Annotated in this window: 26 protein-coding genes; 6 read left to right on the forward strand and 20 right to left on the reverse strand. The window is 68.3% G+C overall.

Features of this window, described 5'->3' with window-relative positions:
* Positions 1-3: 3 nt before the first annotated feature.
* The gene (gene trxC, locus BMY35_RS28670; protein ID WP_093206391.1) at positions 4-453 is read right to left on the reverse strand and encodes a thioredoxin TrxC; all 450 of its coding nucleotides are present in this window, start codon (positions 451-453) and stop codon (positions 4-6) included.
* Positions 454-518: 65 nt separating this feature from the next.
* Between trxC and pdeM the strand changes: the two genes are divergently transcribed.
* Complete coding sequence (pdeM, locus tag BMY35_RS28675; protein WP_093206392.1) at positions 519-1,196, forward strand: ligase-associated DNA damage response endonuclease PdeM; 678 nt, start codon at positions 519-521, stop codon at positions 1,194-1,196.
* A 38-nt stretch (positions 1,197-1,234) separates the two neighbouring features.
* Here pdeM and BMY35_RS28680 read toward each other — a convergent pair whose 3' ends face one another.
* From BMY35_RS28680 to BMY35_RS28690, 3 genes are all read right to left on the reverse strand, one after another.
* The gene (locus BMY35_RS28680; protein ID WP_093206490.1) at positions 1,235-1,780 is read right to left on the reverse strand and encodes a TPM domain-containing protein; all 546 of its coding nucleotides are present in this window, start codon (positions 1,778-1,780) and stop codon (positions 1,235-1,237) included.
* A gap of 5 nt (positions 1,781-1,785) precedes the next feature.
* On the reverse strand, positions 1,786-2,703 hold the full coding sequence (locus BMY35_RS28685) for a TPM domain-containing protein (RefSeq protein ID WP_371287203.1): 918 nt from the start codon (positions 2,701-2,703) through the stop codon (positions 1,786-1,788).
* 88 nt (positions 2,704-2,791) lie between these two features.
* Positions 2,792-3,391 carry a LemA family protein gene (locus BMY35_RS28690; RefSeq protein ID WP_371287204.1) on the reverse strand — a complete coding sequence of 200 codons (600 nt, stop codon included), beginning with the start codon at positions 3,389-3,391 and terminating at the stop codon, positions 2,792-2,794.
* 46 nt (positions 3,392-3,437) lie between these two features.
* Here BMY35_RS28690 and BMY35_RS28695 point away from each other — a divergent pair, with 46 nt between their 5' ends.
* Complete coding sequence (locus tag BMY35_RS28695) at positions 3,438-4,196, forward strand: hypothetical protein (protein ID WP_093206393.1); 759 nt, start codon at positions 3,438-3,440, stop codon at positions 4,194-4,196.
* 3 nt (positions 4,197-4,199) lie between these two features.
* On the opposite strand, the gene BMY35_RS28700 is transcribed toward BMY35_RS28695, so the two are convergent.
* From BMY35_RS28700 to BMY35_RS28730, 7 genes are all read right to left on the reverse strand, one after another.
* Positions 4,200-4,874, reverse strand: coding sequence for a cysteine hydrolase family protein (locus BMY35_RS28700; RefSeq protein ID WP_093206394.1), 675 nt, complete (start codon positions 4,872-4,874; stop codon positions 4,200-4,202).
* Positions 4,871-5,803, reverse strand: a complete 933-nt coding sequence (locus BMY35_RS28705) for an ABC transporter permease (protein WP_093206395.1) — start codon at positions 5,801-5,803, stop codon at positions 4,871-4,873. The genes BMY35_RS28700 and BMY35_RS28705 overlap by 4 nt, the downstream gene beginning before the upstream one ends.
* On the reverse strand, positions 5,800-6,963 hold the full coding sequence (locus tag BMY35_RS28710) for an ABC transporter permease (RefSeq protein WP_218153027.1): 1,164 nt from the start codon (positions 6,961-6,963) through the stop codon (positions 5,800-5,802). The genes BMY35_RS28705 and BMY35_RS28710 overlap by 4 nt, the downstream gene beginning before the upstream one ends.
* On the reverse strand, positions 6,956-8,485 hold the full coding sequence (locus tag BMY35_RS28715; protein ID WP_093206396.1) for an ABC transporter ATP-binding protein: 1,530 nt from the start codon (positions 8,483-8,485) through the stop codon (positions 6,956-6,958). Before BMY35_RS28715 ends, BMY35_RS28710 begins: the two co-directional genes overlap by 8 nt.
* A gap of 19 nt (positions 8,486-8,504) precedes the next feature.
* Entirely contained in the window at positions 8,505-9,614 is a 1,110-nt protein-coding gene (locus tag BMY35_RS28720) for a BMP family ABC transporter substrate-binding protein (RefSeq protein WP_093206397.1), read from the reverse strand.
* Positions 9,615-9,677: 63 nt separating this feature from the next.
* Entirely contained in the window at positions 9,678-10,064 is a 387-nt protein-coding gene (locus tag BMY35_RS28725; RefSeq protein ID WP_093206398.1) for a VOC family protein, read from the reverse strand.
* Positions 10,065-10,068: 4 nt separating this feature from the next.
* Positions 10,069-11,070 carry an isopenicillin N synthase family dioxygenase gene (locus BMY35_RS28730; protein ID WP_093206399.1) on the reverse strand — a complete coding sequence of 334 codons (1,002 nt, stop codon included), beginning with the start codon at positions 11,068-11,070 and terminating at the stop codon, positions 10,069-10,071.
* A gap of 211 nt (positions 11,071-11,281) precedes the next feature.
* On the opposite strand from BMY35_RS28730, the gene rutR reads away from it, so the two are divergent.
* Complete coding sequence (gene rutR, locus BMY35_RS28735) at positions 11,282-11,986, forward strand: HTH-type transcriptional regulator RutR (protein WP_093206400.1); 705 nt, start codon at positions 11,282-11,284, stop codon at positions 11,984-11,986.
* Positions 11,987-12,028: 42 nt separating this feature from the next.
* On the opposite strand, the gene rutF is transcribed toward rutR, so the two are convergent.
* The 6 genes from rutF to rutA are packed head-to-tail and all read right to left on the reverse strand — an operon-like array spanning position 12,029 to position 16,336.
* On the reverse strand, positions 12,029-12,577 hold the full coding sequence (rutF, locus tag BMY35_RS28740; RefSeq protein WP_093206401.1) for an NADH-dependent FMN reductase RutF: 549 nt from the start codon (positions 12,575-12,577) through the stop codon (positions 12,029-12,031).
* 14 nt (positions 12,578-12,591) lie between these two features.
* Positions 12,592-13,188, reverse strand: coding sequence for a malonic semialdehyde reductase (locus BMY35_RS28745; protein WP_093206402.1), 597 nt, complete (start codon positions 13,186-13,188; stop codon positions 12,592-12,594).
* On the reverse strand, positions 13,185-13,991 hold the full coding sequence (gene rutD / locus BMY35_RS28750) for a pyrimidine utilization protein D (protein WP_093206403.1): 807 nt from the start codon (positions 13,989-13,991) through the stop codon (positions 13,185-13,187). The genes BMY35_RS28745 and rutD overlap by 4 nt, the downstream gene beginning before the upstream one ends.
* 5 nt (positions 13,992-13,996) lie before the next feature.
* On the reverse strand, positions 13,997-14,389 hold the full coding sequence (gene rutC / locus BMY35_RS28755; RefSeq protein WP_093206404.1) for a pyrimidine utilization protein C: 393 nt from the start codon (positions 14,387-14,389) through the stop codon (positions 13,997-13,999).
* A gap of 26 nt (positions 14,390-14,415) precedes the next feature.
* On the reverse strand, positions 14,416-15,207 hold the full coding sequence (rutB, locus tag BMY35_RS28760; protein WP_256229918.1) for a pyrimidine utilization protein B: 792 nt from the start codon (positions 15,205-15,207) through the stop codon (positions 14,416-14,418).
* Positions 15,208-15,223: 16 nt separating this feature from the next.
* The gene (gene rutA, locus BMY35_RS28765; protein WP_093206405.1) at positions 15,224-16,336 is read right to left on the reverse strand and encodes a pyrimidine utilization protein A; all 1,113 of its coding nucleotides are present in this window, start codon (positions 16,334-16,336) and stop codon (positions 15,224-15,226) included.
* Between the two features lie 218 nt (positions 16,337-16,554).
* Here rutA and BMY35_RS28770 point away from each other — a divergent pair, with 218 nt between their 5' ends.
* The 3 genes from BMY35_RS28770 (at position 16,555) to BMY35_RS28780 (ending at position 18,750) form a co-directional block, all read left to right on the forward strand.
* Positions 16,555-17,007, forward strand: coding sequence for a YybH family protein (locus BMY35_RS28770; RefSeq protein ID WP_093206406.1), 453 nt, complete (start codon positions 16,555-16,557; stop codon positions 17,005-17,007).
* Positions 17,008-17,080: 73 nt separating this feature from the next.
* Positions 17,081-18,079: a YheT family hydrolase gene (locus BMY35_RS28775; protein WP_093206407.1), complete on the forward strand. Its 999-nt coding sequence runs from the start codon at positions 17,081-17,083 to the stop codon at positions 18,077-18,079.
* Positions 18,080-18,183: 104 nt separating this feature from the next.
* Positions 18,184-18,750, forward strand: a complete 567-nt coding sequence (locus BMY35_RS28780) for a DUF2946 family protein (RefSeq protein ID WP_093206495.1) — start codon at positions 18,184-18,186, stop codon at positions 18,748-18,750.
* Between the two features lie 56 nt (positions 18,751-18,806).
* Here the strand turns inward: BMY35_RS28780 and BMY35_RS28785 are convergent, their stop codons facing one another.
* From BMY35_RS28785 to BMY35_RS28795, 3 genes are all read right to left on the reverse strand, one after another.
* On the reverse strand, positions 18,807-19,430 hold the full coding sequence (locus tag BMY35_RS28785; protein ID WP_093206408.1) for a c-type cytochrome: 624 nt from the start codon (positions 19,428-19,430) through the stop codon (positions 18,807-18,809).
* Positions 19,431-19,582: 152 nt separating this feature from the next.
* Positions 19,583-21,016 carry an efflux transporter outer membrane subunit gene (locus BMY35_RS28790; RefSeq protein WP_093206409.1) on the reverse strand — a complete coding sequence of 478 codons (1,434 nt, stop codon included), beginning with the start codon at positions 21,014-21,016 and terminating at the stop codon, positions 19,583-19,585.
* Positions 21,009-24,176, reverse strand: coding sequence for an efflux RND transporter permease subunit (locus BMY35_RS28795; RefSeq protein WP_093206410.1), 3,168 nt, complete (start codon positions 24,174-24,176; stop codon positions 21,009-21,011). Before BMY35_RS28795 ends, BMY35_RS28790 begins: the two co-directional genes overlap by 8 nt.
* Between the last annotated feature and the right edge of the window lie 7 nt (positions 24,177-24,183).

Genomic DNA, 24,183 nt, shown 5'->3' on the forward strand with positions numbered 1-24,183 from the left:
TCTTCAGCCCGCGCCGTGCGCCTTCACCCAGCGCACGATGTCGGCCGCGCCCATCGCGCCGGCCTGCCGCGCCACCTCGCGTCCACCGCGGAACAGCGCCAGCGTCGGGATGCTGCGGATGTTGAAGCGCGCGCCCAGTGCGGGCACCGCCTCGGTGTCGACCTTGGCGAGCCGCACGTAGGGCTCGAGTTGCGCGGCGGCCTGCTCGTAGGCCGGCGCCATCTGCCGGCAGGGGCCGCACCAGGGCGCCCAGAAATCGACCAGCACCGGGATCTCGTTGCGGGAGATGTGGCGGTCGAAGGTGGCCGCGTCCGCCAGCGCGGTGGAATGGCCGGTGAACAGCGGGCGATGGCAGCTGCCGCAGTCGGGCGCGCTGCCCAGCTGCGCCGTGCGCACGCGGTTGGTCGTGTGGCAGTGCGGGCAGACGATGTGCAGCGGGGGCGATTCGGTCATGGCCGGCAGATGGGGGCTCTGGAGGGCCTTTGCAAGGCGGTCGCAGGTTTTGCGACACTGGCTTCGTGGCTTCTCCCGATACCTCCGCTTCGCCGCTTGCCGTCCGCTGGGCAGGCGAGCTGCTGCACCTGCTGCCGGAGCGCGCGCTCTGGTGGCCCGCGCAGCGCGTGCTGTTCGTGGCCGACCTGCACCTGGGCAAGGCCGCAACCTACCGCGCCCTCGGCCAGCCGGTGCCGGGCGGCACCACGCAGGGGAACCTGGCGCGGCTCGATGCGCTGATCGAAAGGCATGAGCCGCGGCGCATCGTGTTCCTCGGCGACTTCCTGCATGCGGCCCAGGCGCGCACGGTGCTCGCCACCGTGGAGGCCTGGCGCGTAGGCCATGCGACCATCTCCATGACGCTGGTGCGCGGCAACCACGACAGCCGCGCGGGCGACCCACCACAGGCGCTCCACATCGAGGTGGTCGACGAGCCCTTCCTGCTGGGGCCTTTCGCCTGCTGCCACCATCCGCAGACGCATGCGACGCACTTCGTGCTCGCGGGCCATCTGCATCCCGTCTGCAGGCTCCAGGGGCGGGGTCGCGACAGCGTGCGGTTGCCGTGCTTCGCGAGCGACGAGCAGCAGGCCGTGCTGCCGGCCTTCGGCGAGTTCACGGGCGGGTGGATGATGGAATCGGCGCCGGGGCGGCGCTTTCATGCTGTGGGCGGTGATGCAGTGTGGGCGCTGCCGGTCCAGGAGTGACTCATGCACCCTCCCCCAGCGGGGGAGGGAGGAAGAAGTCAGAGAACCACGGGCTCGTCGGGCAACTCGTTCACGTCGAGCTCACCCTCGGCCAGCGGAAAGTGCTCGACCAGCAGAGCGGAGATTTCTTCCAGCGCCTGCGTTAGCCCGTCCTCGAAGCGGCCTTCGCGAAAGGCCGCGCTCATTCGCTGCGCCATCGCGGCCCATTCGGCGTCGTCGACATGCGCGTCGATGCCCCGGTCGGCCACGATCTCGATGGCGTGCTCGGCCAGCAGCAGGTAGATGAGCACGCCGTTGTTGTGCGCCGTGTCCCACACGCGCAGCTTGCCGAACAGCGTGACGGCACGCTCGCGCGGCGGCGCATGGCGCCACAGGTACGACATCGGCAGGCCGGCCTCGACGCAGATGCGGATCTCGCCGCTGTGGCGCCGCTCGCTCGCGCTCACGCGGCCCGCGAGGCGCTCCAGCGCGGCCGGGGGAATCGCGCGGCGAACCTCGGATTCGTCGATCCAGCGATGGCGCCAGATGCGGCCCAGCTTCGTGAAGAGGCCCGCGTCGGTCGGCTTCGCGTTCATGGTCTGCATCGTGTTCACCAATCCCCCGACGCGCCGCCGCCGCCGAAATTGCCGCCACCGCCGGAGCTGAAACCTCCGCCCCCGCCGCCGCCACTGAAGCCGCCGCCACCACCGCCCCAACCGCCGCCGCCGGAACTCCAGCCGCCTCCACTTCCGCCGCCGGGCCTGCCCGTGCCTGCGACCAGCGAGACGATCAGCGCCACGAGACCCGCGATCACCGCGATGACGATGCTGGTGGTGATGAAGAACACCACCACGCCCACGCCGCCGCCCACGACCATCGTGCCCAGCTTCTTGCCGAGGATGGCGCGTGCGATCGGCGCGCCGATGAAGACGCCCACGAACAGGAAGATCGCGAGGTTCTCCCAGTCGAAGCCCTCGTTGCCGCCGCCACCGCCACCCGTGTTGCGCGAGGGCTCGGGCAGCGGCTCGCCGTCGACCAGCCCGATGAGCCGGTCCACCGCCGCGTTCAGCCCGCCCGCGAAGTCGCCGTTGCGAAAGCGCGGCTTCATCTCCTCGTCGATGATGCGCGCGGCCGCGAGGTCGGGCACCGCGCCCTCGAGCGTCTTGGCCGTGGCGATGCGCATCTTGCGGTCGTCCTTGGCCACCACCACCAGCAGGCCGTCGCCGACGTCCTTGCGGCCGATCTTCCAGGCGTCGCCCAGGCGCTGCGTGTAGGCGGCGATGTCTTCGGGCGCGGTGGTCGGCACCATCAGCACCACGATCTGCGAGCCCTTGCGCTGCTCGAAGGCGGCGAGCTTGGTCTCGAGGCCGTTGCGTTGCGCGCTGTCGAGCGTGCCGGTCTGGTCGATCACGCGCGCGGTGAGCGTGGGGATCGGCAGCAGGCCCTGCGCGAGCGCTCCACCCGACGCCAGCAGCATCCAGGCTGCGACCAGTACTGCAAGCGCGCGCGCGACCCATTCCAGGAACACCGCGGAACCGGCTTTGCCGGGCCGCAGGTGTTGCCCCCGGCGAGGGGGTTGGCGCAGTGACACGAAGTGCACGAAGCCTGGGGGAGAGCTACTTCTTCGGGGTGCTGAAGTCGACGGTGGGCGGCGTGGAAATCTGCGCCTCGTTCTGCACCGAGAAGTTCGGCTTGGTCGCGTACCCGAAGACCTTGGCCGTGATGTTGGTCGGGAAGCTGCGCGCGAGCACGTTGTACTCCTGCACGCTCTCGATGTAGCGGTTGCGCGCTACGGTGATGCGGTTCTCGGTGCCTTCGAGCGTCACGCGCAGGTCGCGGAACGACTGGTTGGCCTTGAGGTCGGGGTAGCGCTCGGACACCACCATCAGCCGCGACAGCGCGGAAGAAAGCTCGCCCTGCGCCTGCTGGAACTTGTTGAACGCCTCGGGGTTGTTGAGCGTCTCGGGCGTCACCTGGATCGAGGTGGCCTTGGCGCGCGCCTCGATCACCTTGGTGAGCGTGTCCTGCTCGAAGCTGGCCTCGCCCTTGACGGTGGCCACGATGTTCGGCACGAGGTCGGCGCGCCGCTGGTACTGGTTGAGGACCTCGCTCCAGGCCGACTTGCTGGCCTCGTCGAGGGACTGGAACTGGTTGTAGCCGCAGCCGCTCAGGGACACGACCGCGGCAAGAATCAAGAGCCAGCGCTTCATCATCATTTGCATTACCTCCGCAGAAGATGCGGAAGGTAGCATAGACGGCTCCATGCCCGTCGATCCTCTACAAGCCCTGCAAGCCGCCAATCGTGCGGTATTGCCTGTTGCCTCTTCCGCCTTCGGAACGCTGCTGATCGCGGGCGCGACCGGCGCATTGGGTGCAGAGCTGCTGCGGCGACTGGCGGGCAGCCACCGGCATGCACATACGCGCGTGCTGGCGAAAGAGCCGATCCGCGACGGGCTGCGCGGTGTCGAGACCTACCTGAGCCCGGAGCTGCCCATCGCGCAGTGGCCGCCGACCTCGGCCCACACCGCCATCATCGCCTTCGATCCGCCGCGCCTGTACCACGACCGCGAACGCGCGCTGTGGGTACCCGAGCCCTCCGACCTGCCCGAGCTGGCCCGCTGGCTGCGTGCTTGCGGCGTACAGACGCTGGCCATCGTGCAGCCGCACGACCAGGGCAAGCTGCCCGAGGCGCTCAAGCGCGGGCTCGCCAGCCTCGACGAGCAGGCGGTGGTGGCCTGCGGCTTCGAGCGCGTGATCCTCGTGCGATCGGCGCGCAAGCCGGCGAACGCGAAGCTCGCCAACCCCTTCGAGCGGGTGGCCGCGTGGATGCTGTCGGTTGTGCGCTTCATGGTGCCGAGCAGCGAGCAGCCGGTGCGCGCTGCGAAGGTGGCCGAGCTGGTCGATGTGGCGCTGCGCATCGCGCCGCCCGGTGTGCATGTGGCTGCACCCGAACTGGTGTGGGAGTCCGCGCAGGGCGACATGCCGGCTGTGGCCGCGCGCTGGCTGGGTGTGCAGGTCTGAGCTTCAGCTGCGCCACTGGCGCAGCAGCTCCCGCGAATCCATCACCAGCCCGAGGTGCAGCGACACCATCGCCAGCGCCGCGCCTTCCAGGTGCGCATCGGTGCCGCGCACCAGGTCGCGCAGCACGATCACGCGGTAGTTGCGGTTGCTGGCGTCGAAGGCCGTGTTGAGAACGCAGCAGTCGGTGAAGCCGCCATTGAGTACCACCGTCTCGATGCGCTGGTTGCGAAGAAGAAAGTCGAGGTCGGTCGGGTAGAAGGCCGAGAGGCGGCGCTTGCCGTCCACGCGCATGTCGCCGGGCTCCACGCGCGTGACCCATTCGGTCCACTTCGAGCCTTCGATGGCATGCGCGTCGGCATTCGGAATCTCGCCCACGTGCAGCGGAAAGGTGCGGCGCCATGCGGACGGAATGCCGTTGATGTCGTCCACCCCGCCGGGCCGCAGCACCGACCGCACATGCACGATGCGCACGCCCAGCGCCCGCACTGCGTCATGGAAGCCGTCGATGGGTTCCACGACGTCGCGCGCGCGCGGCGCGGGGCAGGGGCAGTCGGGGCTGTCGTCGAGATGGCCACGGTGCATGTCGATGGAGACGACCGCGGTGGTCGTGGGATTCAGGTAGTCGGCGAACTTCGCCGTGTCGAGCTCGCGCTCCTCGTCGTAGACCCAGGCCTTCATCGGCGTTCTTCCCGCACATAGGGTTGGCCCAGCGCACCGGGCTCTTCATCGGCGCCGCGCCGGGAGAGCGCGACCCATACCATCACGCCGAGCGTCACCGCATACGGCGTCATCATCACGAAGTACTGCGGCAGCTGCACGCCGGCCGCGGCCAGTTGCGGGATCAGCGCCTCGATGCAGCCGAAGAGCAGGGCGCCCACCAGCGCCTTCCACGGCGACCAGCGCGCGAAGATCACCAGACCCACGGCGATCCAGCCGCGTCCGCCGGTCATGCCCGCGATCCACAGCTTGGTGCTCACCACCGAGATGTAGGCGCCCGCCAGCCCCACGAGCGCCGAGCCCGCGAGCACCGCCGCGAAGCGCCATGCCGTCACGCGGATGCCGGCGGCGTCGGCGGCCTGCGGGTTCTCGCCCACCGCGCGCAGCCGCAGGCCGGCGGAGGTGCGCGCGAAGAACCACGCCACCGCGCCGAAGATCGGCAGCGTGAGCCACACCATCGCGTTCTGCTCGAAGAGCCTGCCCACGACCGGCAGCAGCGACAGCGGCCACAGGCCCATCGTGCCGATGCCTTCGGTGGCATGGTTGGTCCACTCGGCCATCGAGCCGACCAGCGCCGTGAGCCCCTGGCAGAAGAACACCAGCGCGAGCCCGGCGATCACCTGGTTCACGCGCAGCCAGATCACCATCACCGCGAACAGTACCGACACCACGCTGGCTGCCAGCATCGCGAGCACCAGCGACACGGCCGGCTGGCCGATGACGATCTGTGCGCCGATGCCGGCCAGCGCGCCGACCAGCATCAGGCCTTCTGCGCCGAGCGCGAGCACGCCCGCGCGCTCGCAGATGATGAGTCCGAGCGCTGCCAAGGCGTAAGGCACCGCGAAGTCCGGCGTGCTCGCCAGCCAGTTGAGAACGATGCCACCGCTCATGCAGAAGCCTCCCCGCCCACGCGCCGCAACCGGTGGCGGATGAAGAAGTCACTCGACGCCACGCACACCACGATCACCGCCTGTATGAGCTGCACCATCGAGAACGGCACCTGGTAGAACACCTGCAGGCTGCGCCCTGTGACAAAGAGAGCCGCCACCAGCAGCGCGACCACCGTGGCCGCAAGCGGGTTGTTGCGCGCAAGGAAGGCGATGAGGATGCCCGAGAAGCCGTAGCCTTGGTAGAAGGCCTGCGTGAGCCGTCCCTCCTGCCCCGCGGCCACCGCGAAGCCTGCCAGCCCGGCCATCGCGCCCGACAGCAGCACCGCGCCGTAGATCGTGCGCCGCACCGGCACGCCGTTGGCATGCGCCACGCGCGGATTCGCATCGACGAAGCGCAGGTAGAGCCCCACGCGGCTCACACTCACCAGCCACCACGCCAGCATCGCGACGACGCCCGCGAGCAGGATGGAGCTGCCGATGCCGGCACCCAGCTCGGGCAGGCGCTCGAAGGCGCGGAACTGCGGCGAGTAGGGGAAGTTGTCCTTCGGGTCCTTCCAGCTGCCGTAGACCAGGTGCAGCAGGAAGTTGGCCGCCATGTAGTTGAGCATCAGCGTCGAGATGATCTCGTTCACGCCGAGCTTCAGCTTGAGCCACGCGGGCCCCAGCACCCACAGCAGGCCGCAGCCGACGGCCGCGACGAACATCAGCGGCAGGCGCAGGTTCTCGGGGCCGATCTGCCACATCGAGATGGTTGTCGCGCCGATGGCGCCCCAGATCATCTGGCCCTCGAGCCCGAGGTTCCAGAAGCGCGCGCGGAACGCGATGGAGCCGGCGAGGCCGACCAGGATCATCGGCGCGGCCTGGAACAGCACGGCGCGAAAGTTCTGGCCGTCGAAGAAGGTCTGCATCACGAACTCGTTGGCGAGTTCGTCGGCAGGCACGCCGGCCGCCACGAGGATCGCGGCGGAGATGGCGAAGCCCGCGAGCAGCGCGGCAGCGAGGATCAGCGCCTGCCAGCGCCATGACATGTGCTGGCGGATCTCGAGCGCGTAGCGGCGGCGGGCCAGCGGCTGTGTCGCGCGCGGTGCCTCGTGGGCGATGGGAGAAGGAATCTTGGAAGAAGGAGCTGCCATGTCGGCCATGAGGGATGCGTCAGCCATGGTCCACCATCGCCTGTCCGATGGCCTGCCGGTCCGCGGGCTGGGCGAACTCGCCGGCGATGCGTCCGCGCGTCATCACGCCCACGCGGTCGGCGAGCTGCAGCACCTCGTCGAGGTCCTCGCTGATGAGCAGCACCGCGGCGCCGCTGTCGCGCGCGGCGCGCAGGCGGGCATGCACCTCGGCGCTGGCGCGCACGTCGAGCCCGCGGCTCGGGCTGTGCGCGAGCACCAGCGTGGGAGACTTGCCGAACTCGCGCGCGAGCACCAGTTTCTGCGCGTTGCCGCCCGAGAGCAGCGCGGCCTTCTGCGCGACCGAGCGCACGCCCTGCACGTCGAAGGCGCGCACCGCTTCCTGCGTGTCGCTCTGGATGCGGTTGCGCCGCAGGCGCCACACGGGGCCGTAGCGACCGGTGTGCACGCGGCCGATGGCGTAGTTCTCCGCCACCGAGAGACCTCCCGCGAGCGCGAGCCCGTAGCGGTCGGCCGGAATGGCGGCGATGCCGATGCCACGGCGCACCGATGCGGCCATGGTCTTCAGGTCGCCGTGGCCTTCGAGCCGGATCTCGCCTTCAGTGGCTTCGCCCGGCAGGCCCATGATCGCGCCCGCCAGTTCGCCCTGGCCGTTGCCGCCGACGCCGGCAAGGCCGTAGATCTCGCCCGCGTGCAGTTCGAGGTCCACGCCGTCGAGCACGCGGCGACCTTCGGGTGATGCCGGCGTACGCAGCCCGCGCACCGTGAGGCGAACCGGGCCGCGCTGTGCAGTCGAAGCCTGGAACGCCTGCGTGGCGGCGATCGACTCGCCCACCGTGAGCTTCACCAGCTCGGCCACCGACGCTTCTTCCGGCTTCAGCGTGGCCACCGTGCGCCCGCCGCGCATCACCGTCACGCGGTCGGCATACGTCTTCACGTCTGCCATCTTGTGCGTGACCAGCACCACGGCGGCGCCCTTGCGCGCCAGCCCCTGCACCGTCTGCAGCAGGCGCGCGGCCTCCTGGTCGGTCAGCACGGCCGTGGGCTCGTCGAGGATCAGGATGCGCGCGCCGGCCAGAAGCACCTTGAGGATTTCCACGCGCTGCTGCTCGGCGATCGACAGCGCGTCGACGCGCTTCGACGGATCGATGTCGAAGCCCAGTTCCGCGGCCTTGTTGCGGATGTCGCGCGTGATCTCGCGCAGCCGCTCGCCATGGCTCTGGAACTCGGCCGGCGGCGGTGCGGTGAGCAGGATGTTCTGCGCCACCGTGAACGGCCGCACCAGCTTGAAATGCTGGTGGACCATGCCGATGCGGTGTTTCGCCGCGTCGCGCGGGCCGTCGAATCGCACCGCGTTGTCGTCCACCAGCAGCTGCCCGGCCTCGGGCGCATAGAGCCCGGCTGCGATGTTCATCAGCGACGACTTGCCCGCGCCGTTTTCGCCCAGCAGTGCGTGCACTTCGCCCCAGCGCGCTGCGAAGTGGGCGTCGGTCAGGGCCGCGAAGCCATCGAAGGACTTGCGGATGCCGGTGAGTTCGAGCGCATTGGGCATGAGGTGCTTGGCCTTCGGCTCACTTCTGCGTGACCACGCCCTTGACGAACCAGTCCATCTTCCAGAGGTCGGCATCCGACAGCACGGCGCCCTTGGCCACGCGTTCCTTGCCGTCGCGGTCGGCGAGCGGGCCGGCGTAGATCTGCTTGCCCTTCATGATCGCGTCGCGCTCGGCGGTGATGGTCGCGGCCTTGTCCTTGGGCACCGCGGGGCCGAAGCCGGCGATGTCGGTGCCGCCATCCTTCATCTCGATGAAGGCGCCGTACTGCGCGGGCTTCCAGCCGCCGGCGATGATCTTCTTGAGCTCCGGCGTCAGGAAGCGGTCCCACACCCACACGGAGGAGCACAGCGTGGCCTTGGGCGCGAACTGGCGCAGGTCGCGGTGGTGGCCGGTGCCGTACACGCCGCGCTCCTGCGCGACGATCTGCGGCGTGGGGCTGTCGACGTGCTGGCCGATCACGTCGGCGCCCTGGTCGATGAGTGCGGCAGCCGCCGCGCGCTCCTTCACCGGGTCGTTCCACGCGCCGGTGTAGATCACGTTGACGGTGGCGTTCGGGTTCATCTTCTGCGCGCCGAGCGCGAAGGCGTTGATGGTCCAGTTCACCACGCCGAAGGGGTTGGCCGCGACGAAGCCGAGCTTGCCGGTCTTCGATGCGGCACCGGCGGCCATGCCGCAGAGGTACTGGCTCTCGTAGGTGCGGCCGTAGAACGATTCGAGGTTGCTGCCGTTGGTGGTGCCCGAGCCGTTGAGGAAGGCCACGTCGGGGTACTTGGCGGCCAGGTCCTTGAAGCTGTCGGAGTAGCCGAAGGCGGTGCCGATCACGATGTTGGCGCCGCGCTGAATGAACTTCTCGGCCGCCGGCTTGATGGCCGACGCGTCCTCGGGCACGTTCTCCACGAACTGGATCTTCTGGCCGATCTCCTTCTCGATCTTCACGCGGGCCTCGTCGAAGGCCTGCGTCCAGCCGCCGTCGTTCTTCGGGCCGAAGTAGAGCATCGCGATCTTCGGCTTGTCCTTCAGCGTGAAGCCATCGGCCGCCGCTGCGGGCAGCGAGGTGAAGAACGCGCCGCCGGCCGCGATGGTCATGGCCAGGCCCAGGCCGGGAGTGAGGGTGCGCAGCTGCTGCATGGAACTACCTTTGAGAAGAGGCGTTGAAGAAGAGAGGAGGGGAAAGCAAGAGAGCGGCGCGCGTCACATCATGAAGTTGATGCGAAACACGTTGCCTTCTGGATCGAGCAGCACCGACTGGTACCAGTTGTAGTAGGTGACGTAAGGCGGCTTCACGAGCGTGGCGCCGGCTTCGAGCGCAACGGGCACCATGCGGTCGACGTCGGCCTGGCTGTCGACGTCGATGTTCAGCAGGAACTTCACGCCGCGCGTGTCGGAGAACTCGCTCAGGTGCAGCAGCTCGTAGGCATCGAGGGCGTTGAAGCCGAGGCTCGACTTGCCGGTATCGAGCCCGCGGAAGATCGGCGAGCGGATCGCCTCGATCTCCTCGAAGCCGAAGACGCGCTGGTAGAAGCCGCTGAGCGCGACCACGTCCTTCGCGAAGACGTTGACGTATGACAGATGAGCCATGCGTTCAGGCCGCCACTTTGGTGCCGCCGAAGGTCGTCTGCTTGACGAACTTCGAGGTGAGGTGGTCGCCCGACGAGATGGGCGCGTACTTCGCCTGCTCGCCCGGCGCGAGGCAGCTCGGCAGGCACTCGACCATCGCGTCGTAGTTGGGCTGGTGGAAGAACACCAGCGACTGGCGGCGGTTGGTGCTCGCCACCTCGAAGGGCGGGTTGATCACGCGGTGCAGCGTGGACACCCACTGGTCGTTGGTCCACTGCATCATGAGGTCGGCGATGTTGACCACCAGGCCGCCCTCGACCTGCGGCACGTCGACCCATTGGCCGGCCTTGTTGAACACCTGCAGGCCCTTGTCGTCGGGCAGCACGATCGTGAGGCTGCCGTAGTCGCTGTGCGCGCCCGCGCGCAGCTGGCCGGGCAGCGGCTGCTCGCGCTGCGGCGGGTAGCTCAGCACGCGGAACATGCTGATGTGCTTGTCGATCTTGTCGTCGAAGAAGAACTCGGGCAGCGACAGGCCGAGCGCGAAGACGCGCATCAGCGAGCGCGAGAGATCGCTCATCGCATCGAAGTAGCCCTCGTAGGCTTCGCGGAAGCCGTCGATGGGCGGCCAGCTGTTGGGCTCGAAGTGCGGGCCTGCGGCAGGCCCGCGGTGGTAGTCGTCGTCCGGCACGCTCGAGGGGCCGATGGAGAACGACTCCTTCAGGTCGCCCGGCGCCGCCTCCTCGAGGCTGTAGGAGAGGCCTTCCTCGCCCACGGCGCTGTAGCCGCGCACCGCGTCCTCGCGCGGACGATCGACCTTGCGCTTCTCGCCCAGCGGCATGTCGAAGAACCTGCGCGAGAGCGATGACACGCGCGAGATCAGATCGGGCGAGATGCCGTGGTTCGTGATGACGAGAAAGCCGATGCTGCGGCAGGCCTCGTCGACTTTCTTCGCTACCTCCGCCTTGCCTTCGGCGGTTCCGGCGAAGTAGGGCGCGAGATCGATGATGGGTACGGAAAGCAGGGTCATGGCAGGTTCCTCATGCTTGGCATGCCTTTCGCCATGCAACGTCTGTGCCAGTTGGACCAAATGGACAAAACCCATCCGTCGCGTCAGTATGGTGCGCATTGCCGTGCCGCGAAGACGGTTGCGGCGCAAGGCGATGCATCGCGGCTTTACAGTGGTGCGTTGTCCTGTCCACCGATTCACGACCGAACGAACGAGGGAAGAGCGAGGGAAGATGCCGAAGACCAAAGCACTGGCCGCGAGCGCCAGCAAAGAGATCCCGGTGCGCAAGCGCGCGAAGCCCGCGGTGCGCAGCGCGTCCGCGGTGAACCGCAGGCTGCGGCAGATCGAGGACAAGCGCAGCGCGATCCTCGGTGCCGCGCTGGGACTGTTCTCGCGCTTCGGCCTGCATGGCACGTCCATCGACCAGGTGGCGGCGCGCGCCGACGTTTCGAAGAGCAACCTGCTCTACTACTTCGCGAACAAGGAAGAGCTCTACGTCAACGTGCTGCGCGACCTGCTCGCGCTGTGGCTCGAACCGCTGCGCGGCTTCAGCGCGGAGCAGGACCCGGCCCAGGCCATCGGCGACTACATCCGCCGCAAGCTGGTGATCTCGCGCGACCGGCCCGATGCGTCGCGGCTCTTCTGCCTGGAGATGATCCAGGGCGCACCGCTGCTGCGCGACGAACTCGACCGAGAACTGCGCACGCTGGTGGAGAAGAAATCGGAAGTGATCCGCGCATGGATCGAAGCGGGCAAGCTGGCGCCTGTCGATCCGCATCACCTCATCTTCGCGCTGTGGGCGGTGACGCAGCACTACGCGGACTTCGGCGTACAGGTGCAGGCGCTGTCGGGGCACACGCTGGAAGACGAGGCATTCTTCGAGCGCACGGTGGAGAACGTGCAGCGCATCGTTCTCCAGGGCATCGCGCCGCGCTGAGGCTTACTCCCTCTCCCCTTGGGGAGAGGGAAGGAAAAGAGATCAGTGCTGCTGCGGTGCCGCGATCTCGTGGTACTGCCGGTCGAAGTAGATGAGCCCCTGCGCCGCGCCACCGATGGCGATGGAAACCGCTTCGCAGAACAGCACGTCGTGCGTGCCCGCGCTCGTCGCGTGCACCACGCGGCAGTCGAAGGACACGGCCGCGTCGTCGAGCACCGGCGAACCGGTGGTCTTGCTGCTCCAGCGGGCTGCGGCGAAGCGTTCGTCCATCGGCGTCCTGCCGCCGAAGAGCGCGGACAGCGACTGGTGCCCAGCAGCCAGCACGTTGACGCACAGCACGCCATTCGCCTTGAATGCCGGGTACACCGAGGCCGAACGATTCAGGCACACCAGCAGCGTCGGCGGCTCGTCGGTCACGCTGCAGACTGCCGAGGCAGTGAAGCCCGCGCGGCCCGCGGGACCGTCGGTGGTGATGATGTTGACCGCTGCGCCCAGCCGTGCCATCGCATTGCGGTAGTCGGCCTTCTGCAAGCCGGGGGGAATCGATGCCGATGGGGAGACGGGGTTCGAGGCCATGGCGTTGTGCAGCATGTCGCGCAGCTCCTTCAGGCCAGCAAGCAGGCCTCGTCGAAGGCCAGCCGCGGCAGGCGGCCGAACACCTTCGACGCGTCGCCGTGGCCGAGGTTGATGAGGAAGTTGACGGTCCAGTCGGTGCCCTCGAAGAAGGCCGCGTCGACCTTCGCCTTGTCGAAGCCCGACATCGGACCCGCGTCGAGGCCGACCGCGCGCGCCGCGAGCAGCAGGTAGCCCGCCTGCAGGCTGGCGTTGCGGAAGGCGGTCTCGTGCGCGGCCTCGGGGCTGCCGGTGAACCAGCTGCGCGCGTCGGCATGCGGGAACAGCGTGGGTAGCCTGTCGTAGAACTTGCGGTCCCACGCGGCGATGACCGTGACGGGCGCGGCCATGGTCTTGTCGAGGTTGCCCTTCGACAGGGCCGGCGCGAGGCGCTGCTTGCCTTCGGGTGTGCGCACGAAGACGAAGCGCGCAGGCGAGCAGTTGGCCGAGGTGGGGCCGAGGCTCGCGAGCGAGTAGATCTGTCGCAGCTGCGCGTCGGTGACGGGCTTGGCGGTCCAGCCGTTGTGGGTGCGCGCGCCGGTGAAGAGCAGCGACAGCGCGGCGTCGTCGAGAGTGTTGGTGGAGGTCATGCTGGAACGGCGGGTGCGCTGACCCGCGAAAGAAAGTCGAGCAGGCTGCGGTTGAAGGCTTCCGCCTCGGTCACGCTGTGGGCATGGCCGCCGTGCGGCACGAAGTCGAGCGTGACGTCGCGCATGCCGTCGGCCAGGCGTTGGGAGCAGGTCCAGGGCACGAGTGTGTCGTCCCTGGCCGCTGCAATCAGTGCGGGTGCGGCGATGTCGGCGAGGCGTGCGTCGACGTCGAATGCCCGAAGGGCGGCGATGCGCGCCCTCATGTTGGCTTCGCCCGGAAAGTGCGCGAAGGCGTGATCGACTTCGTCGGCCACGCGCTGCGCGTTCCCCGCGGCCCAGGCGGCGGGGTAAAGGAAGATCGGCTGTGCTTCGACATACGCGCGCGGTCCGCACGCGCCCAGCAGTGCGAGCCGTGCATCGAAGCAGCGCGCCGAATGCGGATTGGGCGTCGACCACGCATTGACGAGCGCGAGGCTCGCGATGCGCGAAGGTGTGTCGAGCGCGAGCTGCAACCCGACGAGGCCACCGAGCGCGTGGCCTGCGAAGTGGCACTGCGAAGTGTTCGTCGCGTCGAGGATCTCGATCACGTCCCGGGCCATGTCCGCGATGGCATAGGCCTCGGGCAACGCGGCGGGGCTGCGGCCCGTGCCGCGCTGGTCGTAGGCGATGACTCGGTACCCGGCGACGATCAGCGCGCCGAGCTGCGGCTGCCAGAACCCGGCGGAACCGCCGAGGCCCGACGACAGCAGCACCGTGGCTGCCGCGCCGGACGGTCCGTGCACCTCGTAGTGCAGGGCGCTCATGAAGCTCAGGCCTTCTTGCCGACGTGTGCGATCGAGGCGATCTCGATCAGCGCATCGGGCTTCACCAGGCCGCACTGGATGCAGTAGCGCGCGGGCTTGGTGCCGGGGAAGAACTCGGCGTACACCGCGTTGATCTTCGCGTAGTCGGCCCAGTCCTTGAGCATGATCTGGTTGAAGGTCACGTCGTCCATGGTGCCGCCGGCAGCCTCGACCACGCCCTTGATGGTGGTGAGCACGTGGCGCGCCTGCGCGCTGGCGTCACCCACGTGCACCACGTTGTTGTCCTTGTCGAAGGGCAGGGTGCCCGAGACGTAGAGCACGCCGTCGGCGAGCGTGCCGGGAACGAAGGGGGCGATCGGCACTCCGGTGCCGGGTGGGATGATGGCTTGCTTGGGCATGGAGACTCCTTGTTGGTGAAGAGAAATCAGGCGATGGCCGCTTCGGCCGGTGCGGGTTGGGTAGTGGAGGCGAGCGCGAAGACGCTGCAGAACTGGTCCACCGTGGAGACCCATCCGAAGAAGGTCTCCACGTTGTAGACCGAGGCCTTCTGGATCGCGGGCCCGCCGAGTTCGTGCGTGGCGTCTTCCAGCATCACGGCGAAGTACTCGAGGTGGAAGGCATCGCGCAGCGTCGATTCGACGCACACGTTGGTGGCGATGCCGGTGAACACCAGGTGGCGGATGCCGCGCGCGCGCAGCGTGCTGTCGAGCGTGCTGTTGAAGAAGCCGCTGTAGCGCGTCTTCGGCACGACGATGTCGCCGGCCTGCGGTTTCATTTCCTCGATGAGCTCGTAGTCCCAGCCGCCCTTGGCGAGGAACTTGCCCTGCAGCTCGGGCTTCGCGCGCATCGTCTTGAGCGCGTTCGACTTGTGCCAGTTCGGCGAGCCGGGGCCGCCGGCCTCGACGTAGCCCGCGTCCCAGCCGTTCTGCAGGAACACGACGAGCATGCCGGCGGCGCGTGCCGCCGCGATGGCGCGCACGATGCCGGCGATGGTGCCCTGCGCGCCGGAGATGTCGAAGCCGGCCGAGTCGACATACCCGCCGATGGATGCATAGGCGTTCTGCATGTCGACGACGATCAGCGCAGAGTCGCTCGCGTGCAGCGCGAGCGGCTCGGGGCGCGCGGGAAGTATCAACGGCGCCGGCGCACCGGGCGCGCGCGGTGCGCCGACGGGCGTGTTCGAGGTGAGGGTGGCGTTGCGTGCGGGAGTGGTCATGTGGCGCTCCTTCCGCTCAGGCCGCGAGGCGCTCGGGCTCGACCTGCGAGGGCACGGGACTCGGCACGTGCGCGCGGCTCTTCATCAGCGGCTGGATGCGCTCGCCGAAGGCTTCGACGCCCTGCACGAAGTCGTCGAAGGTCAGCAGCACGCCTTCGGTGCCGGGCACCTCTGCCACTTCGTCGAGCATGCGCGCGACGTTCTCGTACGAGCCTACGAGCGTGCCCATGTTGATGTTCACGGCGGAGGTCGGGTCAGCCATCTGGCGCACGTTGGTGTCGGCGCCCGACTTCGTGTCGGCCGCGCCCTGCTGGCCCAGCCATGCGATGGCCTCGTGGTCGGCGCCGGCCTTGTAGTGCTCCCATTTGGCGCGCGCGGCCTCGTCGGTCTCGTCGGCGATCACCATCATCAGCACATAGGTGGTGACCTTGCGACCGGTCTTCGCGGTGGCCTCGATGAGCTTCTCGGCCGCGGGCGCGAAGGCCTTGGGCGTGTTCACGCCCTTGCCGAAGCAGAAGTTGTAGTCGGCGTACTTCGCCGAGAACTCCATGCCCGCGTCGCTCTGGCCGGCGCAGATTACCTTCATGTCGGCCTGCGGCTGCGGGCTCAGGCGGCAGTCGTCCATCTTGAAGTGGTCGCCCTTGAAGTCGGACGAGCCCTTGCCCCAGAGGTCGCGCAGCACCTGGATGTATTCGGACAGGTACTGGTAGCGGGTGCCGAAGAACTGGTCGCCGGGCCACATGCCCATCTGCGAGTACTCGGGCCGCTGCCAGCCGGTGACGAGGTTGAGGCCGAAGCGGCCGTTGGAGATCGAGTCGATGGTGGACGACATGCGCGCCACGATGGCCGGCGGCATCACCAGCGAGGCGGCGGTGGCGAAGAGCTTGATCCTGCTGGTGACCGCGGCCAGGCCGGCCATGAGCGTGAAGGACTCCAGGTTGTGGTCCCAGAACTCCGTCTTGCCGCCGAAGCCGCGCAGCTTGATCATGGACAGCGCGAAGTCGACGCCGTAGTGCTCCGCCTTCAGCGTGATCTGCTTGTTGAGCTCGAAGCTGGGCTTGTACTGCGGTGCGTTCTCGGAAAGCAGCCAGCCGTTGTTTCCGATGGGAATGAAGATGCCGACGTTCATTGGAAGGGCTCCTGTTGCGGGTTCGAGAGGCTCCTTGCATGCGCCGTGCCAGTTGGATAAGTCCTTTCAGATCAACTGCTTATGAGAAATCGGCGTTTTCTTTTTGACCATTTGGTCCAAAACAGAGCATGCGATCCGGCCGGGCTGCGGCCAGCCGGTGCGGCAAGGACCAAAGCGGTGCAGTGCCGGCGTCATGGAGCGCACGGCAAAATCACGCCATGCCCAAGACCCCACTCCGCGCCGCCGCGGCCATCGGCGGTACCGCCGACGATGTCGAGGCGGCCTTCTACGAAGCGCTGCAGCGCGGCGACATCGATGCGCTGATGGCCTGCTGGGCCGATGAGGACGAGGTGTTCTGCGTGCACCCCGGCGGCCCGAGGCTGGTGGGGGCCGTGGCGATCCGCGCGGCCTTCGAGCAGATGTTCGGCAACGGCGCGATCCACGCCATGCCGGCGCGGGTGCGCAAGATCGATTCGCTCGCGAGCGCGGTGCACAACGTGCTCGAGCGCATCGAGGTGCTCACCGCCGAGGGGCCGCGCCATGCCTTCGTGCTGGCGACCAACGTCTATCACAAGACCGCCCAGGGCTGGCGCATGGTGGCGCATCACGCGAGCCCCGGCACCGCACGCGAACCGGACGACGCGAACGATCCGCCCCAGGTCCTGCATTGACGATCGATTGATGCTTTCTCCCGCAGCTTCCTTTTCTCCTGTTGCGGCTGCCGCCGCGACTTCCTTCGAGTCGATGGACTACGCGGCGCCGCGCTGGCTGCCCGGCGGCAACCTGCAGACCATCTGGGCCGCGCTCTATGCCCGCCGTTTCGACGGGCCGGCCCCGGTCTACCGGCGAGAGCGCTGGTCCACGCCGGATGGTGCCGACTTCATCGACGTCGACTTCGTCGATGCGCCGGTTGCCGGCGCGAGGCCGCTGCTGGTGCTGTTCCACGGACTCGAGGGCTCGTCGCGCAGCCACTACGCCGAAGCCTTCGCGGCTTTTGCGGCGTCGCGAGGCATGGCCTTCGCGGTGCCTCACTTCCGCGGCTGCAGCGGCGAGATGAACCTCGCGCCGCGCGCCTACCACTCGGGCGACTTCGAGGAGATCGGCTGGATCCTCGCGCGCATGCGCGAGCAGCATGCGCAGAAGGGCGGAGGGCCGGTGCTGGCGGCGGGCGTGTCGCTGGGCGGCAATGCGCTGATGCGATGGGCTTCCGAAGCGGGCGAAACCGCCTCCGGCGTGGTGAGTGCCGTCGCTTCGGTCTGCGCGCCGCTCGACCTCGCGGCGGGTGGCGAGGCCATCGGACAGGGCTTCAACAAGCTGGTCTACACGCGGATGTTCCTCGCGACCATGAAGCCCAAGGCGCTGGCCAAGCTGGCGCAGTTTCCGGGCCTGTTCGACCGCGAGCGGCTGATGTCGTCGCGCAACCTCTACGAATTCGACAACGTCTTCACCGCCCCGCTGCACGGCTTTCGCGACGCCGACGACTACTGGGCCCGGGGCTCGGCCAAGCCGCACCTGGCCTCGATCCGCGTGCCCGCGCTGGTGGTGAATGCGCGCAACGATCCGTTCATTCCGGCGAGCAGCCTGCCGAAGCCCGGCGAGGTCGGGGCGCACGTCACGCTGTGGCAGCCCGCGCATGGCGGGCACGTCGGCTTTCCGATGGGGTCGCCGCCGGGGCATGTGCGGGGCATGCCAGAGCGGGTCGGCGGGTGGTTGGCTCAGTTCGCACCCCCTGTTCATTCGTGAGGGCCGCCGCGCACGGCCGCCCGAAGCGGCCGGTCCGCCTCCGGTAGGGGGTTGGCGAAGTAACACGAAGTGCACGGAGCCTGGGGGCGAGCAAAATGCTCGCCATGGACGACATCGTCAAACAAGCGCTCGCCAAGTGGCCCAACGTGCCGCACTGCTACGGCTGGCTCGGCCTCGACGCGCGCGGCAACTGGTACATGCGCGACGACCGCACCCAGGCCATGGGCCCGTTCCGCTCGGCCAAGGGCTCGATGCTGCGGCACGACAAGCTGATCGAATTCATCCACCGCAACTACGAGCACGACGACGAAGGCCAGTGGTTCTTCCAGAACGGGCCGCAGCGCGTCTACGTGGAGCTGGAGGCCTCGCCGCTGGTCTGGCGCGTTGCCGAGGATGCGAATGCGAGCGGCGGCTTCGCCGTCACGGCCCATACGGGCGTGGCCACCACGGTGTCGGATTGCCTGCTCGATGAGGAAGGGCGGCTCTACCTGGTCTCGCCGCTCGGGCTCGGGCTGGTGCACACGCAGGACGTGGGCATCGCGGCGGAAGCCGTGGAACGGGGCCTGTGGACACCCGCGAACGTGCAGGCCAGCGAGTTGCCCGCGCGCTTCGGCCATGTGCTGAGCCCTGCCGAACGCCACGCCGCCGTTGCGGCCGCGTCGCACCCCTGAACGAAAGAAAGCCGGCGCTGGGCCGGCTTTCTTTCGTGGCTGATCAGGGAAAACGCTTACTTGGCTGGCGCGCTGGCCGCTGCGGCAGGAGCCGCACCTGAAGCACCTTCGGCAGGCGCCGCGGCTGCTGCTGCGGGGCGATCAGGCACCGGGAACTTGGCGCCGCCGGCATTGGCCATGTAGACCACGGCACGGCCCACTTCGAGGTCTTCGAAGTCGCCGCCGCCCTGCGCAGGCATGGCGCCCTTGCCCTTCAGGGCATGTTCGAGCAGCGTTGCATAACCCTGGCCGATGCGCGGGCCCCAGGCTGCGGCGTCGTTCAGGTGAGGGGCTCCGGGGATGCCGGGCGCTCCGTGGCAGGCGACGCACTGGGCCTTGAACACGGCCTCGCCGGCTGCGAGCGGGCGGTTGGCGTCGCGGATCTCGATGCTGCCGACCTTCTTGAGGCGTTCGGCCACGTCACGGTCGCGCGCTTCCTTGGTCACGCCGTAGAGCGCCATGTTCTCGCCCTCGGCGGTGCCGGCGGGCTTGGTACCCGAGACCACGTAGGAGACAAGGCCCACGATGATCAGGATCGGGACAATGAAGGAAAAAAATACCGCGAGCAGCAGTTGCTTCGGGTTCTTGATCGGCCCGGTGTGGGCTTCTTCTGTGGCCTGGTAATGCGGGTCTGCGCTCATTCGCGTCCTCAATTATCGGGGGCTCGTCGGGGGGCTTTTCCTAACCAACCGGCGATTATAGGGAGTGCCCTTGCCGGCGGGGGCAAGGGAGCACCCTTATGGGACGCCTTGGCGTCTCGGCCCTGATCGAGCTCGAGACGCCCTCGAGGGCTTCAGCCCTTCTCGCCGTTGCCGTCGCGCGTGGCCCAGCCGCCGCCCAGCGTCCGGTAGAGCGTGACCTGGTTCTGCAGCTGCAGCAGGCGCGAGTTCACGGCCGATTGCTGGGCCGTGAACAGCGAGCGCTGCGCATCGAGCAGGTCGAGCGCGCTGGCGATGCCGTTGCGATAGCGCAGGTCGGAGAGCTTGTAGCGCACCGACTCCGCATCGGCCTGCGCACGCTGCGCGCGTACCTGCTCGCCCAGCGTGGCACGGCCCGCGAGCGCGTCGGCCACTTCGCGGAACGCGGTCTGGATCGACTTCTCGTACTGCGCCACCGCGATCTCGCGCCCGGCCTTGGCCGAGTCGAGCGTGGCGATGTTGCGGCCGGCGTCGAAGATCGGCAGCGTCACCGTCGGAGCGAACGACCATGCCTTGGAGCCGCGGTCGAACAGGCCCGAGAACTCGCTGCTGGCGGTTCCGATGGAGCTCGTCAGCGACACGCGCGGGAAGAAGTTCGCGCGCGCCGCGCCGATGTTGGCGTTGGCCGCGATCAGCTGCTGCTCGGCCGAGCGGATGTCGGGTCGCTCCGCCAGCAGGTCCGAGGGCAGGCCGGCCGGCACGTCGGGCATCGGCTTGATGCCGTCCAGGCCCTTCGCGCCGCCCGCCGTCGCATCGGCCGGCACCGGCGCGCCCAGCAGCAGGGCGAGGGCGTTCTCGTCCTGCGCGCGGGTGCGCTGCTGCTGCGCGTAGGCCGCGCGCGCGGCCTCGAGCTGACCGTTCGCGGCCTGGTAGTCGAGTTCCGACGAAACGCCGTTGTCGAAGCGCAGCTTGGTAAGGCGCACCGACTCCTCGCGCGTGACCATGGTCTGGCGCGTGATCTCCAGCAGCTCGTCGTCGGCCAGCAGCGTGAGCCAGCCGTTGGCCACCGACGCGATCAGGCTGGTCTGCACCGCCTTGCGGGTCTCGTCCGTGGCGAGGTACTGCGCCAGCGCCTGGTCCTTCAGCGCGCGGATGCGGCCGAAGAAATCGATCTCCCACGAGGTGAAGCCGAAGTTGACGGCGTACTGCGACGACACGCTGCCCTGGCTCGGATCGATCGCCTGGTAGGCGTTGGGGCTCGAGCGCGAGCCCGTGCCCGTGAGGCCGAGCGCGGGGAAGAGGTTGGAGCGCTCGATCTGGAACTGCGCGCGCGCCTGCTCGATGTTGAGCACCGATACGCGCAGGTCGCGGTTGTTCGCGAGCGCCGTGCGGATCAGGCCCGCGAGCCGCGGGTCGGTGAAGAAGTCCTGCCACGGCAGGTTGGCCGCGGCCTGGCCGGACGGCTGCGCCGGATCACCCGGGTAGGTGGTCGGCACCGGCGCGGCGGGGCGCTCGTAGGTCGGGATCAGCGAGCAGCCCGCCAGCAGCATCGCGGCGGCCAGCGCGGTTGGAATCAGTTTCTTAGTCATGTTGTGGTTGCTCCGGTGCAATGCCGGCGGCTTCGGCGTGTCGCTTGTCGGCCTCGTGCTGGCGCGCGCTGCCCTTGAACAGCTTGCGCACCACCACGAAGAACACCGGCACGAAGATCACGGCGAGGGCCGTACCCGTCACCATGCCGCCGAGCACGCCGGTGCCGATGGCGCGCTGGCTTGCGGAGCCCGCGCCCGAGGCGATGAACAGCGGCACGACGCCGAGGCCGAAGGCCAGCGAGGTCATGATGATCGGGCGGAACCGCAGGTGGGCGGCTTCGAGCGCCGATTCGATGATCCCCTTGCCCTGTGCCTGCAGATCCTTCGCGAACTCGATGATCAGAATCGCGTTCTTCGCGGACAGGCCGATGATGGTGATCAGCCCCACCTGGAAGTACACGTCGTTCGAATAGGAGCGCAGCATCGTCGCCACCAGCACGCCCAGCACGCCCAGAGGCACCACCAGGATCACCGACAGCGGGATCGACCAGCTCTCGTACAGCGCGGCCAGGCAGAGGAACACCGCCAGGATCGCGAAGGCATACAGGATGATGGCCTGCGAACCCGCGAGCTTTTCTTCACGTGACTGGCCGGTCCATTCGAAGCCGAAGCCTTGCGGCAGCTGCTTGGCGAGCTTTTCCATCTCGGCCATGGCGGCGCCCGTGCTGTAGCCGGGTGCCGCGTCGCCGCTGATGCGGATCGCCGGATAGCCGTTGTAGCGCACCGTCTGCGTGGCGCCCGTGACCCACTTGGTGGTCGCGAAGGCCGACAGCGGCACCGGCTGGCCCTGCGTGTTGCTGGAGTTCAGCTTGAGCAGGTCGTCGGGCTGCATGCGCGCCGGAGCGTCGGCCTGCACCACCACGCGCTGCAGGCGGCCGCGGTTCGGGAAGTCGTTGATGTAGCTCGAACCCAGCGCGGTCGACAGCGTCGTGTTGATCGCGTCGAAGCTCACGCCCAGCGCGTTCGCCTTGTCGCGGTCGATGTCGATCTGCAGCTGCGGCGCGTCTTCCAGGCCGTCGGGACGGACCTGGGCCAGCACCTTGCTCTGCGAGGCCATGCCCAGCAGCTGGTTGCGTGCCTTGATCAGCGCGTCGTGGCCTGCGCCCGAACGGTCCTGCAGGCGGAAGCTGAAGCCGCTGGCGTTGCCCAGTTCGGGAATGGGCGGCGGGCTCAGCGGGTAGATGAAGGCGTCGCGGATTCCCGAGAGCGCGCCGAAGGCACGGCCGGCGAGCGCGCTGGCCGAGTGGGCCGGGTCCTTGCGTTCTTCCCAGTCCTTCAGCGTCACGAAGGCGAGGCCGGCGTTCTGGCCCTGGCCAGAGAAGCTGAAGCCCATCACGCCCACCATGCTTTCCACTTCGGGCTGCTTCAGGATGAAGCCTTCGACCTGCTGCATGACCGACAGCGCGCGCTCCTGCGTCGCGCCAGGCGGCAGCTGCACGTTCACGATGATGTTGCCCTGGTCTTCCTGCGGCAGGAAGGAGCTCGGCAGGCGGGTGTAGGTGAACACCACCGCGCCGATGATCGCGACGTAGATCACGAGGTAGCGCGCGGCGCGGCGCAGGATGCGCGCGACCACGCTCTCGTAGCCCTTGGCCGTGCGCGAGAAGCCACGGTTGAACCAGCCGAAGAAGCCGGTCTTCTCGTGGTGGTGGCCGGCTTCCACCGGCTTGAGCAGCGTGGCGCACAGCGCCGGCGTGAGCGACAGCGCCATGAAGGCCGAGAAGGCGATCGAGGCCACCATCACCGCCGAGAACTGGCGATAGATGTTGCCGGTGGAGCCCGCGAAGAACGCCAGCGGCACGAACACCGAGATCAGCACCACCGTCACGCCGATGATGGCGCCGGAGATCTGCCTCATGGCCTTGCGCGTGGCTTCGAGCGGCGGCAGCCCCTCCTCGCTCATGATGCGCTCGACGTTCTCCACCACCACGATGGCGTCGTCCACCACGATACCGATCACCAGCACCATGCCGAACATGGTCAGCACGTTGATCGAGAAGCCCAGCGCCAGCAGCGAGGCGAAAGTGCCCAGCAGCGCGATCGGCACCACGATGGTCGGGATGATCGTGTAGCGCCAGTTCTGCAGGAACAGGAACATCACGATGAACACCAGCGCCACGGCTTCCAGCAGCGTCTTGACCACTTCGGTGATCGAGATCTGCACGAAGCGCGAGCTGTCGTACGGAATCGCCCACTTCACGCCCTGCGGGAAGTAGCGCTCGAGTTCGGCCATCTTGGCGCGGATCGCCTTGGCCGACTGCAGCGCGTTGCCGTTGGGCGTGGGCTGCACGCCGATACCGACCGCGGGCACGCCGTTCAGGCGGGCCGAGGTGGCGTACGACTGGCCGCCGAGCTCCACGCGCGCGACGTCCTTCAGCCGCACGGTCGAGCCGTCGGTGTTGGCGCGCAGCACGATGTTCTGGAACTGCTCCACGTTGACGAGCTGGCCGTTCACGGTCACCGTGGCCGCGATGGCCTGGCCGGGAATGTTGGGCAGGTCACCCAGCGTGCCCGAGGACACCTGCGCGTTCTGCGCGCGGATGGCGTTGTTGACGTCGGTCGACGACAGGTTGAAGCCCTGCAGCTTGGCCGGGTCGATCCACACGCGCATCGCGTTCTCGGAACCGAACAGCTGCGCCTGGCCCACGCCGACCACGCGCTGCAGCTCGGGCACGACGTTACGCGCGGCGTAGTCGCCGAGCGCCACCGGGTCGAAGTTCGGGTTGTCCGAGGACAGCATCACGAACATCAGGAAGTTGTTGCGCGACTTGTCCACGCGCACGCCCTGCTGCGTCACGGCGGAGGGCAGGCGCGGCGTCGCGCGCGACAGCCGGTTCTGGACGTCCACCTGCGCGAGGTCGTCGTTGGTGCCGGGCTCGAAGCTGATCGTGATGGAGCCGGTGCCGTCGGCCTGGGCCACCGATTCCATGTAGATCAGGCCCGGGGAGCCGTTCATTTCACGCTCGATGACGGACAGCACGCTGTCCTCGAGCGTCTGGGCCGAGGCGCCGGGGTAGGCGACGTTGATGACGATGGCGGGTGGCGCCACCGGCGGGTACTGCGAGATCGGCAGCTGGGTGATTGACACGCCGCCCACCACCAGGATGAACAGTGCGATCACCCAGGCGAAGATCGGTCGGTCGATAAAGAATTTGGCCATTTGCGGG

This window comes from Variovorax sp. YR750 (genome assembly GCF_900109805.1).
Classification (GTDB): Bacteria; Pseudomonadota; Gammaproteobacteria; order Burkholderiales; family Burkholderiaceae_C; genus Variovorax; species Variovorax gossypii.

What these genes read in the sequence shown, in the direction of transcription:
- rutR (WP_093206400.1), top strand. Translation starts at nt 11,282, where the DNA reads ATGCCGAAGACCAAAGCACTGGCCGCGAGCGCCAGCAAAGAGATCCCG.
- BMY35_RS28695 (WP_093206393.1), top strand. Translation starts at nt 3,438, where the DNA reads ATGCCCGTCGATCCTCTACAAGCCCTGCAAGCCGCCAATCGTGCGGTA.
- BMY35_RS28780 (WP_093206495.1), top strand. Translation starts at nt 18,184, where the DNA reads ATGGACGACATCGTCAAACAAGCGCTCGCCAAGTGGCCCAACGTGCCG.
- BMY35_RS28680 (WP_093206490.1), bottom strand. Translation starts at nt 1,780, where the DNA reads ATGCAGACCATGAACGCGAAGCCGACCGACGCGGGCCTCTTCACGAAG.
- BMY35_RS28745 (WP_093206402.1), bottom strand. Translation starts at nt 13,188, where the DNA reads ATGACCTCCACCAACACTCTCGACGACGCCGCGCTGTCGCTGCTCTTC.
- BMY35_RS28775 (WP_093206407.1), top strand. Translation starts at nt 17,081, where the DNA reads ATGGACTACGCGGCGCCGCGCTGGCTGCCCGGCGGCAACCTGCAGACC.
- BMY35_RS28730 (WP_093206399.1), bottom strand. Translation starts at nt 11,070, where the DNA reads ATGACCCTGCTTTCCGTACCCATCATCGATCTCGCGCCCTACTTCGCC.
- BMY35_RS28690 (WP_371287204.1), bottom strand. Translation starts at nt 3,391, where the DNA reads ATGATGATGAAGCGCTGGCTCTTGATTCTTGCCGCGGTCGTGTCCCTG.
- rutB (WP_256229918.1), bottom strand. Translation starts at nt 15,207, where the DNA reads ATGACCACTCCCGCACGCAACGCCACCCTCACCTCGAACACGCCCGTC.
- BMY35_RS28725 (WP_093206398.1), bottom strand. Translation starts at nt 10,064, where the DNA reads ATGGCTCATCTGTCATACGTCAACGTCTTCGCGAAGGACGTGGTCGCG.
- BMY35_RS28705 (WP_093206395.1), bottom strand. Translation starts at nt 5,803, where the DNA reads ATGAGCGGTGGCATCGTTCTCAACTGGCTGGCGAGCACGCCGGACTTC.
- rutF (WP_093206401.1), bottom strand. Translation starts at nt 12,577, where the DNA reads ATGCTGCACAACGCCATGGCCTCGAACCCCGTCTCCCCATCGGCATCG.
- rutA (WP_093206405.1), bottom strand. Translation starts at nt 16,336, where the DNA reads ATGAACGTCGGCATCTTCATTCCCATCGGAAACAACGGCTGGCTGCTT.
- BMY35_RS28715 (WP_093206396.1), bottom strand. Translation starts at nt 8,485, where the DNA reads ATGCCCAATGCGCTCGAACTCACCGGCATCCGCAAGTCCTTCGATGGC.
- BMY35_RS28785 (WP_093206408.1), bottom strand. Translation starts at nt 19,430, where the DNA reads ATGAGCGCAGACCCGCATTACCAGGCCACAGAAGAAGCCCACACCGGG.
- BMY35_RS28700 (WP_093206394.1), bottom strand. Translation starts at nt 4,874, where the DNA reads ATGAAGGCCTGGGTCTACGACGAGGAGCGCGAGCTCGACACGGCGAAG.
- rutD (WP_093206403.1), bottom strand. Translation starts at nt 13,991, where the DNA reads ATGAGCGCCCTGCACTACGAGGTGCACGGACCGTCCGGCGCGGCAGCC.
- BMY35_RS28790 (WP_093206409.1), bottom strand. Translation starts at nt 21,016, where the DNA reads ATGACTAAGAAACTGATTCCAACCGCGCTGGCCGCCGCGATGCTGCTG.
- trxC (WP_093206391.1), bottom strand. Translation starts at nt 453, where the DNA reads ATGACCGAATCGCCCCCGCTGCACATCGTCTGCCCGCACTGCCACACG.
- BMY35_RS28795 (WP_093206410.1), bottom strand. Translation starts at nt 24,176, where the DNA reads ATGGCCAAATTCTTTATCGACCGACCGATCTTCGCCTGGGTGATCGCA.
- BMY35_RS28710 (WP_218153027.1), bottom strand. Translation starts at nt 6,963, where the DNA reads ATGGCTGACGCATCCCTCATGGCCGACATGGCAGCTCCTTCTTCCAAG.
- BMY35_RS28770 (WP_093206406.1), top strand. Translation starts at nt 16,555, where the DNA reads ATGCCCAAGACCCCACTCCGCGCCGCCGCGGCCATCGGCGGTACCGCC.
- BMY35_RS28720 (WP_093206397.1), bottom strand. Translation starts at nt 9,614, where the DNA reads ATGCAGCAGCTGCGCACCCTCACTCCCGGCCTGGGCCTGGCCATGACC.
- rutC (WP_093206404.1), bottom strand. Translation starts at nt 14,389, where the DNA reads ATGCCCAAGCAAGCCATCATCCCACCCGGCACCGGAGTGCCGATCGCC.